The organism is Sorangium sp. So ce693, from assembly GCF_051521375.1.
GTDB classification, from domain to species: domain Bacteria; phylum Myxococcota_A; class Polyangia; order Polyangiales; family Polyangiaceae; genus Sorangium; species Sorangium atrum.
In genome coordinates this window covers 2,102,251-2,115,783 of the sequence record NZ_CP150347.1, presented here as the reverse complement: position 1 = coordinate 2,115,783, position 13,533 = coordinate 2,102,251, and the positions used below count along the sequence as shown (strand labels likewise).

The following is a 13,533-nucleotide window of genomic DNA, read 5'->3' as shown; positions in this document are numbered from 1 at the left end:
AGGGCGCCCGCGACCGGCCGTCCCACGCCGAGCGAGAGGGCTAATCCCAGACGCGCACGACCAGGAGCCCCAGGGTCGACCGCTTCCCCGCGGCCACGATGCGGCCGTCGCGCTGGACAGTGACGGCGTAGAGGTAGTTCTGGTCCGGATGGTCGTCGAGCACGACGGCGCCCGAGGCGCCGAACCCTGCGTCCCTGGAGCCGTCCGGCAGGAGCCGCAGGATCGAGGCCGTGATGCCCGAGTTCACGGTGCCGCCCGCGACCGCGCCGAGGATCTTGCCGTCGGCCTGGAGCGCGACGCCATAGCCCCGCACATACGGCTTCTCCTCGCCGCTCGCGTTCACCATGCCGGTCCCGCCGAACGTCGTGTCCGCCGAGCCGTCCGCGTTGAAGCGCGCGAAGGCATAGTGGTTCACGCCGTCGAGCGCGTATCCGACGAGGATCGGCTTGCCATCGCTCCCGAGGGCGAGGTCGTTATCGTTGTACGGCGTCTGCGAGAGATAGGCGATGCCGCCCATTCCGAAGTCGGGATCGAGCGTCCCGTCGCGATCGAGCCGCACCGCGAGGAAGGCGGGGCCCGCGTCCCGCTCGGTCCCTCCTGCGACGATCTGCCCGTCCTCTCCGAGCGCGACCGAGTGCAGCGGGCGGTTCTCGAACGAGACGAGGCCCGAGCCGCCGAAGTCGCGATCGACATCGCCCATGGAAGAGAACCGCACGACGATGCCGCGGTTGCCCGGCTTCCCGACGCCGGCGACGATGATCCCGCCGTCGCTCTGGACGGCGGCGTCGAAGCCCTCGGAGCCGCTGATCGAGGCAGGATCGAGCCTCGCGACCCCGCTGGCGCCAAAGGCCTGATCGATCCCGCCGCTCGCGTTGAATCGGACCACCGTGAGCTGGTCCTTCCGCGTCCCCACGGCCAGGATGCGCCCGTCCGGCTGGAGAGCGAGCGACTCGACCGTTCCTTCCTGGCCGACGACGAGGCCCGCTGTGCCGAACTCCGGATCGAGCACGCCACCCGGCAAGAAGCGCATGAGCCCCCAGGTCTCTCCGTCGTTGCCGGCGACGAGGATCTTGCCGTCTTCCTGGACGACGATGGCGCGCGCCTCGTGGGGCGTTCCGCTGGTCGCGATTCCATCCCCATCAAACGACTGATCGAGCGTCCCCGGTGGATCGGCGACCAGGAGGGAGAGCGGCACCATCTGGTCCTCCTGCCCGGGCGCGCTGGCCACGAGCGAGGGCGCGGCACCACCGACCGTGGCAAGCGGCTCCGCGGCCAGCGTGAGCACGCCGGTGGCCTCGCCGTCCGGGACCACGATCGGGCTCGCCGAAACGCCGCTCGGCAGGCCCGACAGCGAGAGCGCGACGTCGCCCGCGAAGTCGCCCGAGCGGGTGATGGCGACGGTGAGCGACGTCGAGCCGCCGCGCACAACGCGCGCCGCCGCCGGGTCGAGCGCGATCGAGAAGCCCACCTGGGGCGCCCCGCCGCCGCTGCCGTGCGCGGACACCTCGCCGCCCCCGCCTCCGCCCGACGCGGCGGCGCCACCGGCGCCGCCCTCACCGCCGGCCCCGTCGCGCGAGACGTCGTGAATGCCCAGGATGCCCTGGCAGCCGAGCGCGAGGCAGGCCGCGGCCGCCCCGGCGAGGAAGGCCGCGCGCGCGAGCCGGACGCCCCGGGCTGGCCGGGGCAGCGCGCTCCTCTGCACGAGCGGCGCGAGCGGGAGGATCATCCCGGCAGGCTACCACGTCGGCCCCCCGCAGGACGCAGCGCCACGACGGCGCCGGAAGTCACGCGCTCGGAGACGAGACGCTCTCCACCTGCTGCGCGAGGTCATTCCACTCGGAGTACGCAAACCGATAGGGCTCGACGGACAGGCCCTTCAGGAATCGGACGATCGATCGCGCCACGGCGTCGACCTCATCGCGCGGCGCCATCGGGTGAGAACGCCATGCACGGAACCGCTCGACCACCTCCCGAGGCTCGAAGGGCAGACACCGCGAGTTCGGGCTTGGGTCGGGATCCGGATAGGAGGTCAGCACCTCGATCTCCTGCCGCAGGAGATCGCGCGCCCCGCAAGGATCGGCCTGCTCCAGCAGGCGCGCATAATCCCGATAAGGGGTGTGGTGCGACGGGCTCAGCCGCAGGGCCTTCTCGTAGTAGAACCGCGCCCGATCCGGATTGCCCAGCCGATCGCGGTACAGGTTCCCGAGCCTGCCGTACGCCTCGACCGTCCCCGGATAGAACCGCTTGACGTCGTAGTAATCCGGGTGGGAGGAGTACGAGTTCCTCGGGGAGAAATCGGGCTCGAGCTCGGCGAAGCGCGCGTAGTGCCGCGCGGCCTGCTCATGAGCGCCCCGGCGCTCATAGAGCTCTCCCAGGTAGAAATGATTGACTGCGTAGAGGCGCGGGTCGTGATAGGCCCGCGAGACATTGTCCAGATATCGCTCCTTCAGAGGCGCGCGCGGCATGACCTGAGCCGCTCCGCCCCGCCCCCGCGTCATGAGCGTCTCTGCCAGGTCGAAGGAGCGGAGGAGATGGCGCTCCGCCTGGTCCGATTCGTGATAATGCCACAGGAACTGGCTGCTGATGATGTAGGCCCCCAGCGGATGGATGCCGTCCTCGTCCATGAACGGATCCGCGTGTCGATAGGGGGCCTCGGGCTGGAACGAAGGCGCGATCTCGTCCCACCAGCGCTCGAGCTGGCGGAGCGACGCGAGCGCGCGCTCCAGTGACATGTTCAGGCTTCGCTCGGAGTACCAATGGTAGATATCGTACGGCATGCGCAGGAAGTCGACGGCTTGCGTGAGCGCGGCGCGCTCCTCGCTGGACAGCGATCGTCGCCTGGTCACGTCGTACTCGACGCGAGCGAGCCCCGGGTGCGCCCACCGGATCTGCTCCTCTTCCTCCTCCCGGAGCTCGGTCTGCAGAAGGTCGATCACGACGTCGATGTTCTCCCGGTTCGGCTCGTCGTCCTCGGCCTCGCGGGCGGCCTGCAGGACGGGGATGAACCGGGCCCAGCAAGCTCTGGTGTCGTATACGCACCAGGCCGCATGGAACCGGACGAGCGGAGACGGAGACCGCAGCGCGCGCTCGTAGAGCGACGCGATCCGGTCATCGAGCGCGGCTTCACTTCGCGACGCCTCCGCGAGGAACACGAGCGGTTCCGCCGTGCGGGCCAGCTCGCGATCAGCCAGGTCGATCAGCTCATCGCGGGTGTACTGCGAGAGCGCCTCCCTGCCGAGCCGCGTGGCCGCATCCTGAGCCATGAACCAGGGATTCAACCACAGAGGACACGGCGGACACAGGCGCTTCCTTGGTACGCCATGCCCGGGCGTCCGCCACTCCCGGACGGCCCACCGCGCCGCGAACACCCGCTACACCTGTACATCCGTTCAATGATCTGCTAGCCGATCGGCATGCGCTCCCGCAAGGCCGCCGCCGCCGTCGTCGTCGAAGAGCTGCCGTCCGCCGAGGAACCCATCGACGCGATCCCGCCCGACGACACCGCGGCGGACGAGCCGATCTCCGCCGTCCGGGAGCCGCTCGCGCTCGATCTCATCTGCATCGACTGCGGCAGCAGCGGCGGCGCCTACGACGGCTGCGCGCACCGCGAGCGCGCCCGCTTCCACGCGCCGCCGCGGGCAGCGCTGGAGCTCGTCGCGCGCCTGCGCCGGGCCGCCGCCGAGCACCGCGCCGCCGCCCGCGCCCTCCGCGCCCTGGTCACCGCCGAGCATGCGCGCGGTCGCGCCGAGATCGAGCGGGCGGATCCGGTCGAAGCGCCGCAGCCCGAGGCGGCGCCGGAACCCCCCTCGCCTCCCCGGCTCGAGATCGCGGCGGCGGAGCCGCCCGCTCCGCCGCCGGCCGTCTGCCCGCGCTGCGCCGAGCGGACCGAGGGCGAGCCGACGGAGGCCGGGGCGCCGCCGCGCCGGCCAAAGCGCAAGGGGCGGGTGGTCCTCGAACAGCAGGCGTTTCTCTTTTCGAGCGATTCCGAGCAAGGATCGCCGCACTCCGAGCAAGAGTCGCCTCACGGGACCTGAGCCGCGACCAGGGCGCTGCTGAAGGAATCGGAGACCCGGGATCGGCGTTAGGCTGCGCCGATGTCCCCGAGCCCATCCCGAGCTCCTCGCTTGCGCGCCGGAGGCGGCGTCCTGGCCGCCGCGCTGCACTGGCAACTCGCCTGCACGGGAGGAGCTCCACCCGGAACTCCGCCCGTGACCGGAGCGCGCCGGCCACTCGCGCCGCCTCGGCAGGAAGACTCGACACCACCGCGCCCGCTGCCCGCGGAGCGCCAGAGGACGCCGGCGCCCGCGCCAGGGCAAGCGGCGCTTCCCGCCCCGGGTGAAGCGCCGGTTCCACCCGATGTCGTGGCCACGATGCAGGCGCTCGCCGCGCTCGACACAAGCGCGGAAGGCATCGGGCTGAGCGCGCCCCCCGCGGGAGCTCCCGCGCTGCTCCGCGCCTTGAAGGCCGAGCTCCGAGGCGTCGTTGGGCGCGCGCTCGACGCGGTCGAGGGCGCGCCGGCCGCCGCACGCGAGCGCGCGATGGCGGAGCTGGAGCGTCTCGGCGTCCGCCCCGCCAGCGAGGAACGGCGGTGGGGCAGCCAGCTCGACGTCCGCATCGAGCAGCCCGCGGCGCACCCCGCGCTCCGGGTCGCGCTCGTCACGCTCGCGGTCCCGTGCGGCGAGGACTCGTCTCTCTACGTCTTCGAGCGGGGCCGGGCGGGCTTTCGCCTCGCGCTCGCCCACGAGAGCGATCCGTCGGAGTGGACGTCCGAGGGAAACCGGCTGTCTTATGGCTTCCTCACGGACGCTGGTGGGACGAAGCTACGCCCCGGCCGATGCGCGAGTTCCTCGCGGCGCGCGAGAAGTGCGCGTCGGAGGCCGGACAGGAGAGGCCATGACATCGTCCAGCAGGGCTCCGGCGCCATGAGGTCGCCCGCCGAGGTGCCCTCGCCGCCGCCCTCACCACCCGCCGAACGGTGCTGACAAGCGAAGCCGTCCGTCCGATACTCTCGCGGCTTGCCGCACAGCGCCGCTAGCCATCAGCAGACGACCGGGAGCCGGACGTGACGACGCGGATGCGCTCCCGCCGCGGGCGCGCCGCAGAAGCGGCATGGCCACACGGGTGCACCGTGCTACCCATTTCCGCTTGTGATCGCGTCACGACGGAGCGCCGGCGCTGAGGACCATCGAGGATCCTGCCACCATGTCGCCCGATAGAGCCATCGGCATCATGTGCCCCGACATCTGGGGCAGCTATGTTTGCGAGCTTCTCGGCGGTATCCAGTCGGCCGCCGCGCGCGCCGGATATCGGGTGCTCGCCATCAGGGCGTCCCCGCGAGACGTTCACAGGCTGCGGCTCGCGCGAGACCAGGTCGACGGGTGGATCGCCCTCATCGACGCGGCGGAACTCGAGCCCTTCCTCGACGATGGGCGGCCCGTCGTGACCCTCAGCGCGCGCCCAAAAGAGGACGCGCGCTGTCCCTACGTCCTGCCCGACAACCACGGTGGCGCCCTCTCGGCCGTACGCCACCTGCTCGACCACGGGCACGAGCGGATCGTCTTCGCGGGCCACATGGCGCACGAGGACATCCGGCAGCGCTTCCAGGCCTACCGGGACGCGCTCGAGGAGCGCGGCATCTCGTTCGACCCCGACCTCGTCTTCGATCTCCCGAACAACGAGCGGGCGAGCGGTCGGCTCGCCGTGCAGCGGCTGCTGGAAGAGGGCGTCACCTGCACCGCGATGTTCATGTCGGCCGACAAGGAGGCGCTCGGGGTCCTCGACGCGTTCGCCGAGGCTGGCATCCGCGTCCCCGAGGACATCGCGCTCGTCGGGTTCGACGACATCGAGGCGGCCCGGTACGCCTCGCCGCCGCTGACGACGGTCCGCCAGCGGTTCGACCGGCTCGGCGGGACGGCCGCCGAGCTGCTCATCGACCTCCTCGCCGGGCGGGAGCTCCCCTGCGCGGGGCACATCGCGCCGACGACCCTGGTCCTGCGCCGCTCCTGCGGCTGCTCGCCCGCCCCGGCGCTGCGCGACGCGCCCCCGTCGTCCCGCAGCGCCGCCGCGCCGGCCAGCGGGCCCCCGTCGTCCCGCAGCGCCGCCGCGCCGTCCGGCGCGCTCGCGCGGGAGCTCGCCGCGCTCGCGAGCGCCTCGACATCCCTCGATCCGAGCTCGCCGGCGGAAGAGGCCTGGGCCGGGGCGACGGAGGTGGTCCTCGGGCTCGAGGCCGCCGTCTGGGGCAGGCCCGGCCCCGCCGCCGCGGCGCTGGAGAGGGCCTGGCGGGAGGCCGCGGAGCAGATGCCCGACATCGACCAGCTCCTCGAGATGATCGACCGGCTGGAGCGGGCTGGCCAGAGGATGCTCCGCGGCGCGGGGGACGCCGCCGCAGAGCGGCGCGTCGCGGCGTACATCCGGGCGGCCCGGCGCGCCATGATGGAGGGCCGGGTGGCCATCGAGGCGGCCCGCGCCGACTACCTGAACGGCCTGCTCGACATCAACCTCGTCATCCGGGAGACGCTCCTGGAGGACGCGGGCGGCGGCGGGAGCAAGCTGAGCTGGCTCTCCGCGGTGCAGATGAGCTGGGGTTGCCTCGCCGTGTGGGAAGCGCCCGGGGACACGGGTCGCGCGCTGCGGGTCGTCGAGAGCTGCTCCCCCGGGGCGACGGCCGCCTCGCCCGAAGCGGGCGCGCGCGTCGCGGCCGAGGCGTTCCCGCGCCGCGAGTGGCTGCCTGCCGCCGCCCAGCGCGACGACCACGTCCTCCGGCTCATCCCGCTCCGCGGCGAGGGTGAGGATCGCGGCATCCTCGCCGTCTGCGCCCCGGTGAGCAGCCCGCTCGGGCTGGATCACCGGGACATGGAGATGTGGGTGGCGATGCTCACCGCGGCGCTCGAGCGCGCGGCGCTGATCGAGTCGCTGATCGAGCAGGAGCAGCAGGCGCGCGCCGCCTACGAGCGCGAGCGCGCCCTCGCGGACGACGTGCGCCAGCTCGGGTGCCCGGTCATCCCGCTCGACCAGGGCGTGCTGCTCGTGCCGCTCGTCGGCGCCATCGACCTGGAGCGCGCGCGCCACGTGCTCGAGGTGGTGCTCGCGGAGCTCAGCCGCCAGGAAGCCGAGGTGCTGCTGATGGATATCACCGGCGTGCCCTTCGCCGACATGCAGGTCGCGGCGTCGCTGATGAAGACGACCCGCGCCGCCCTCCTGCTCGGCGCCGAGGTCATCGTCGTGGGGATGCAGCCGCAGGTCGCGCAGGGGTTCATCCGCCTCGGCATCGACCTCCAGGGCATGACGCTCCACCAGACCCTCGGCAGCGCGCTCTCGGCGCTGCGCGGCAGGCGGCAGCCGCTCAAGGCGCCGCCAGGCCCCCGCGCCTGAGCCCCCGGCGCGCGCCGCGCCTCGGCTCCGCTACTCCGCTGCGTCTGGCCTCGCCGCGGCGACCCCGCGGGCGCGGCGACCGCGCTTGCCTTCCCCCGGTTCCCCCGGCTCCCCCGGCGCGCCGCGCGCAGCGCGCGGCTTGCTCCTTTTGACGCGGACGCTGACGCCGACCCGCCGCACGAACGACAGGAACTGCAGGAGCGTGGGTGAGGCGTCGTCGGCGCGCCACGCGACGAGCAGGTCGGTCGACGGCGCGCCGACGATCGGCCGCAGCGCGAGCCCCTTGCGCCCGACATTCTTGATGGATTCTGGCAGGATAGAGACGCCGAACCCCGCGGCCACCAGGCTCAGGATGTCGAGGTGCAGCGCCTCCTGCGCGATGCGCGGGGAGAAGCCCGCCTCGCGGCAGAGCCCCATCACCAGGTCGAAGAAGGCCGACCCGCGCTGGCGCGGGAACACGACGAACGGCTCGCGCGACAGGAGCTCGAGCGGGATGCGCTTCCGCGCGGCGAGCGGGTGGTCGGCCGGCAGGGCGACGAGGAGCGGCTCGCGCCGGACGCACTCGGACGCGAGCCGGGCGTCGTGGAGCGGCGCCCTCACGAAGCCGACGTCGATGCGCCCGTCCTTGAGCGCCTCGATCTGCTCCTGCGGCGGCATCTCGCGCAGCGCGAGCTCCACCGCGGGGAGCTCCCCGCGAAAGGTGCGGACCAGCTCGGTGATGCCGCTGTACGCGAGCGACGACAGGTAGCCGAGCACGAGGCGCCCGGTCTCGCCCACGCTCGCGCGCCGGGCCTCGTGCACCGCGAGATCGAGCGCGTCGAAGACCCGCCGGACATGGGCGAGGAACACCGCGCCCGCGGGCGTCAGCTCGACGCGCCGCCGCGAGCGATCGAAGAGCGAGAACCCGAGCTCGGACTCGAGATCCTGGATCTGCCGGCTCAGCGGCGGCTGGGCGATGCCGAGCCGCTGCGCCGCGCGGCCGAAGTGCCGCTCCTCGGCGACGGCCGTGAAGTACCGGAGGTGGCGCAGATCCATACCTTGAAGGTATCGTGTGATACGAAAGAATAGATTGGACGAACGTCACGGGCACCCTAAATGCGGAGCCTGCCCTCAGGCGCCACCCCCGGCCGGGGCGCTCCGGAGGGGGACGGGAATTGGCCCATGTGGCTCGTCCGGATCGCGCTTCAACGCACGTACACGTTCATCGTGATGTCGATGCTGATCGTCATCCTGGGCGTGTTCACCGTCGCCCGGATGCCGACGGACATCTTCCCGGACATCGACATCCCGGTCCTGTCTGTAATTTTCAACTACGGCGGCCTCCCCCCCGAGGAGATGGAGAAGCGCATCGTCAACAATTACGAGCGCTTCCTCACCACGACCGTCAACGACATCGATCACATCGAGAGCCAGTCGCTCACCGGCATCTCGATCATCAAGATCTTCCTCCAGCCCGGGGCCAGCATCGAGGCCGCCACGGCGCAGGTCACGGCGATCTCGCAGACCGCGATCCGCCAGATGCCGCCCGGGATCAGCCCGCCGCTCATCATCCGTTACAGCGCCTCCAACGTGCCGATCCTCCAGGCCGCGCTGGAGAGCGAGTCGCTGAGCGAGCAGCAGCTCTTCGATTACGCGGTCAACTTCATCCGCGCCGACGTCGCCACGATCCGGGGCACGCAGATCCCGTACCCCTACGGCGGGAAGCAGCGGCAGATCATGGTCGACATCGACCCCCAGCGCCTCTTCGCCTGGGGGCTGTCGCCGCGCGACGTGAACGCGGCGCTCGGGCTGCAGAACGTCATCCTGCCCTCCGGCACGGCGAAGATGGGGGAGAACGAGTACCCCGTCATCCTGAACAGCAGCCCCGCGGCCTTCGAGGAGCTCGGCAAGCTGCCGCTCAGGACGGTGAACGGCAGGACCGTGTACCTCCGCGACGTCGCGAGCGTGCGCGACGGGAGCGCGCCGCAGACGAACATGGTGCACGTCGAGGGCAAGCGCAGCGTGCTCCTGAGCATCCTCAAGAACGGGAGCGCGAGCACGCTCGACGTCGCCTCGCGCATCCACGCGATGCTGCCGGCCACGCTGGAGAAGCTCCCGAAGGAGCTCAAGGTCTCGCTGCTCTTCGATCAGTCGGTGTTCGTCCGCGCGGCGGTCTCCGGGGTCGTGCACGAGGCGCTGATCGCCGCGGGGCTCACGGCGCTCATGATCGTGCTGTTCCTCGGGAGCTGGCGCAGCACGCTCATCGTCGTCATCAGCATCCCGCTCTCGATCCTCGTCTCGATCATCGCCCTGAACGCCCTCGGCCACACGCTCAACGTGATGACGCTCGGCGGGATGGCGCTCGCCGTCGGGATCCTCGTCGACGACGCGACCGTGGCCATCGAGAACATCCACAGGAACCTCGGGCAGCGGAAGCCGTTCCTGCGCGCCATCGTCGACGGGGCGCAGGAGATCGCCGTCCCGGCGCTCGTCTCCACGCTCTGCATCTGCATCGTCTTCGTGCCGGTCGCCTTCATCACCGGCGCCGCGCGGTCGCTCTTCGTGCCGATGGCCATGGCGGTCGTCTTCGCCATGCTCACGTCGTACTTCCTGTCGCGGACGCTCGTCCCGACGCTCGTGCGCCTGCTGCTCGAGCGCGAGGCGGCGGAGCACGCGCACGGCCACGCCGCCCCCCAAAGCCTCTTCGGGCGCGTCTTCGCCGCGTTCAACCGCGCCTTCGACCGGCTGCGGGCGGCGTACGGCGGGTGGCTCGCCTGGGCGCTCGCGCACCGGGCCCTGTTCGTCGGGGTGTTCCTTGCGCTCGTCGCCGCCTCGGTCGCGCTGATCCCGCTCCTCGGCCGCGACTTCTTCCCGACCGTCGACGCGGGGCTCATCAAGCTCCACGTGCGCGGCCCGCCGGGCACCCGCCTCGAGGAGAGCGAGCGGCGCTTCGCCCGGATCGAGGAGACCATCCGCGGCGCGCTCCCGCCGGGCGAGATCCGGACGATGCTCGACAGCATCGGGATCCCGGCGAGCGGCATCAACCTGTCGCTCAGCGAGGGCGCGCAGATCTCGTCGGCCGACGGGCAGATCTTCATCGCGCTCGCGGAGCACCACCGGCCCACCGCCGAGCACGTCCGGGCGCTCCGCGCGAGGCTCAACGCGGCGTACCCCGACACGACGTTCTTCTTCCTCGCCCCCGACATCTCGACGCAGGTGCTGAACTTCGGCCTCGCGGCGCCGATCAACGTCCAGGTCGTCGGTCCGATCGGCAAGGAGGACGAGACCTACGCCGTCGCGCTGAAGATCGCCGATCGCATGGAGAGGATCCCCGGCGCCGTCGACGTCCACCTCGCGCAGGTGCCGGCGAGGCCGCAGCTCCGCATCGACGTCGACCGCACCATGGCCGACCAGCTGGGGCTCAGCCAGCGGGACGTGGCGAGCGACGTGCTGGTCTCGCTCTCATCGAGCGGGCAGACGTCGCCGACCTACTGGCTGGACAAGCGCGGCGTGCAGTACCTCGTCGCCGTCCAGACGCCCCAGTACGCGATGGGGTCCATCGACGACGTGAACACGACGCCGCTGTCGACCGGCGACGGCCGCCCCCAGCTCCTGTCCAACGTCGCGTCGATGTCGCGCACGACCGGGCCGGCAAACATCACCCACTACAACGTCGCGAGGACGTTCGACGTCCAGGCGAACGTCGACGGCACCGACCTCGGCTCGGTCGCGGGCGCCGTCGCGCGCGTCGTGGACGAGCTCAGGCCCGAGCTGCCGCGCGGGACGAAGGTGACCATCAAGGGGCAGGCCGAGAGCATGGACACCTCGTTCACGGGGCTCGGCTACGGGCTCCTCTTCGCGGTCGTGCTCGTCTACCTGCTGATGGTCGTGAACTTCCAGTCGTGGCTCGACCCGCTCATCATCCTGATGGCGCTCCCGGGCGCGGTGGCCGGCATCGCGTGGGTGCTCTTCGTGACGCACACGACGCTGAGCGTGCCCGCGCTCATGGGCTCGATCATGTGCGTCGGCGTCGCCACGGCGAACAGCATCCTCGTCGTGACGTTCGCGAACGACCAGCGCAAGCTGGGCCGCGACGCGGGCACCGCGGCCCTCGCCGCGGGCATGACGCGCCTCAGGCCGGTGCTCATGACGGCGCTCGCGATGATCTTCGGCATGCTGCCCATGTCGCTCGGCCTGGGCGAGGGCGGCGAGCAGAACGCCCCGCTGGGGCGCGCGGTCATCGGCGGTCTCCTCGTCGCGACGCTGAGCACCCTCTTCTTCGTGCCCGTGATGTACAGCCTGCTCCGGAACAAGGCCCCGGCCAGAGACCTGCTCGCAGAGGACCTATGAGCTCCCCCGCCCGCCGCGCCCCTGCCTCCCCGACGTCTGCTCCCCCGCCTCCGGGCAGCCCTGCCGACGACCTCGGGTTCGATCTGCCGCCGCCCGCCGTGCTGACGAGGACGCGCGGCCTCGCCCTCGGCGTGGGGCTCGTCGTCGTGCTCGGGGCGGCCTTCGCCGCGGCCTACCTGCCCCGCCGGAACGCCCGCGCCGCGCTCGAGCAGGGCGCGCGGGCCGCCGAGGGCGCGGCCCCGCGCGTGGGGGTCGTCGCGCCGCAGCCTGTGTCGAGCGACAGGGCGCTCGTCCTGCCCGGGAGCATCCAGCCCCTCGCCGAGACGGTCGTCTACCCGCGCGTGAGCGGCTACGTGCGGAAGTGGACCGTCGACATCGGCGACAAGGTCGAGGAGGGGCAGATCCTCGCCGAGATCGACACGCCCGAGCTCGACCAGGAGCTCGCGCAGGCCCGCGCGCAGCTCGTGCAGGCGAGCGCCGGCCTCGTGCAGGCCGAGGCCAACCGCGACCTGTCGAGGTCGAGCGTGAAGCGCTACGAGCAGCTCGTCCCCGCGGGCGTGGCGCCGCAGGAGGAGCTCGAGCAGCGGCAGGGGCAGGCGCACGTCGCCGAGGCGAGCGTCACGGTGGCGCGGGCGGCGATCACCGCGCAGCAGGCGAGCGTCCAGCGCATCCTCGACCAGAAGAAGTTCGCGAAGGTCGCCGCGCCGTTCGCGGGGACGGTCACCTCGCGCACGATCGAGCGCGGGGCGCTGGTCACGGCGGGCAACGGGACGCCGCTCTTCACCATCGCGGCGATCGACCCCGTGCGCGTCTTCGTGGGCGTCCCGCAGGACGTCGCGCCCAGCGTGCGGGTCGACGCGCCGGCGAAGGTCACGGTGCGCGAGTTCGCGGGGCAGCCGTTCCAGGGCACGATCGCGCGCACGGCCGGCGCGCTCGACGCGGCGACCCGGACGATGAACACGGAGGTGCGGGTGCCGAACCCCGACGGCCGGCTCCTCGCGGGCATGTACGCGGAGGTCGCGCTGACCTTGCCCACGCCGCACCGCGTGCTCGAGATCCCGGCGACGGCGCTCTACAACGACGCCAAGGGGCTCCGCGTGGCCGTCATCGACCCCGGGAGCAGGATCCGCTTCGCGCCGATCGTCGTCGAGCGCGACACGGGCGCGACGATCCATGTATCGACCGGGCTCGACGGGAGCGAGCGCATCGTGAAGCTCGCGAGCGCGGAGCTGAGCGAGGGGATGGCGGTCGAGATCCTCCCTGAAGCGCCGCCGCCACCTCCTCCGGGCGGGGCGAACCGCTGAAGTAAGCCTCGATCGCGTCGAGCTCCCGGGTAAACAGCGCCCTGGAGAACGCCGGGCGGTGGGGTACCTACTCCATCCTGCCGGAATGATGGGGCCGCCAAGACGCCATAAGACGCCAAGATTCTGATGTCACGCTGTGACAATGTCACGCCGTGACAATGTCACGATGTCACGCCTCCGCGAGCGTGCCTTCGTACGGCGCAGCAGCGCGCCGAGGCACTCCCCTCCTCCTCGCGAGCGGCGCGGGGCGGGGCGGGGCGGAGGAGGCGCCCGGCGCGGCGCCGCCGGGGGCGTCGAGAGCTCGCAAGTGGCTGATATGCGATGCATTTCCGCGGGCTCCACGCGACGCCACGGCCACTCCTGAGGGGCGCCCGGCCGTCGTCGCGGCCACCGAGGCGCGCGCACCGCGCGGGGCGCGCGGCTCGCCGGAGCGCCGTGCGGCCCGCTGGCACGAAGGGTGGATAAGCCCCTGACGGGGCGCGGGCGAAGAGGCGCTCCGAGACCGCAGCCGATGACCCCGATGGCCCTT

The 13,533-nt window shown here is 72.1% G+C and carries 8 protein-coding genes; 5 read left to right on the top strand and 3 right to left on the bottom strand.

What is annotated here, in order from left to right:
- Nucleotides 1-40: 40 nt before the first annotated feature.
- Together WMF14_RS08050 and WMF14_RS08045 are read right to left on the bottom strand one after the other, a co-directional pair.
- Entirely contained in the window at nucleotides 41-1,726 is a 1,686-nt protein-coding gene (locus WMF14_RS08050; protein WP_437799762.1) for a hypothetical protein, read from the bottom strand.
- Between the two features lie 58 nt (nucleotides 1,727-1,784).
- Nucleotides 1,785-3,263 carry a hypothetical protein gene (locus WMF14_RS08045; protein WP_437799761.1) on the bottom strand — a complete coding sequence of 493 codons (1,479 nt, stop codon included), beginning with the start codon at nucleotides 3,261-3,263 and terminating at the stop codon, nucleotides 1,785-1,787.
- A 150-nt stretch (nucleotides 3,264-3,413) separates the two neighbouring features.
- On the opposite strand from WMF14_RS08045, the gene WMF14_RS08040 reads away from it, so the two are divergent.
- From WMF14_RS08040 to WMF14_RS08030, 3 genes are all read left to right on the top strand, one after another.
- A complete protein-coding gene (locus WMF14_RS08040) occupies nucleotides 3,414-4,034 on the top strand; it encodes a hypothetical protein (protein WP_437799759.1) in 621 nt (206 codons plus the stop codon).
- Nucleotides 4,035-4,361: 327 nt separating this feature from the next.
- Nucleotides 4,362-4,982, top strand: a complete 621-nt coding sequence (locus WMF14_RS08035; RefSeq protein ID WP_437799757.1) for a hypothetical protein — start codon at nucleotides 4,362-4,364, stop codon at nucleotides 4,980-4,982.
- Nucleotides 4,983-5,202: 220 nt separating this feature from the next.
- A complete protein-coding gene (locus WMF14_RS08030; protein ID WP_437799755.1) occupies nucleotides 5,203-7,371 on the top strand; it encodes a substrate-binding domain-containing protein in 2,169 nt (722 codons plus the stop codon).
- Nucleotides 7,372-7,401: 30 nt separating this feature from the next.
- Here the strand turns inward: WMF14_RS08030 and WMF14_RS08025 are convergent, their stop codons facing one another.
- On the bottom strand, nucleotides 7,402-8,406 hold the full coding sequence (locus WMF14_RS08025) for a LysR substrate-binding domain-containing protein (RefSeq protein ID WP_437799753.1): 1,005 nt from the start codon (nucleotides 8,404-8,406) through the stop codon (nucleotides 7,402-7,404).
- A 126-nt stretch (nucleotides 8,407-8,532) separates the two neighbouring features.
- Between WMF14_RS08025 and WMF14_RS08020 the strand changes: the two genes are divergently transcribed.
- Nucleotides 8,533-11,700: an efflux RND transporter permease subunit gene (locus tag WMF14_RS08020; protein WP_437799751.1), complete on the top strand. Its 3,168-nt coding sequence runs from the start codon at nucleotides 8,533-8,535 to the stop codon at nucleotides 11,698-11,700.
- Nucleotides 11,697-13,004: an efflux RND transporter periplasmic adaptor subunit gene (locus WMF14_RS08015; protein ID WP_437799749.1), complete on the top strand. Its 1,308-nt coding sequence runs from the start codon at nucleotides 11,697-11,699 to the stop codon at nucleotides 13,002-13,004. Before WMF14_RS08020 ends, WMF14_RS08015 begins: the two co-directional genes overlap by 4 nt.
- Nucleotides 13,005-13,533: the final 529 nt, after the last annotated feature.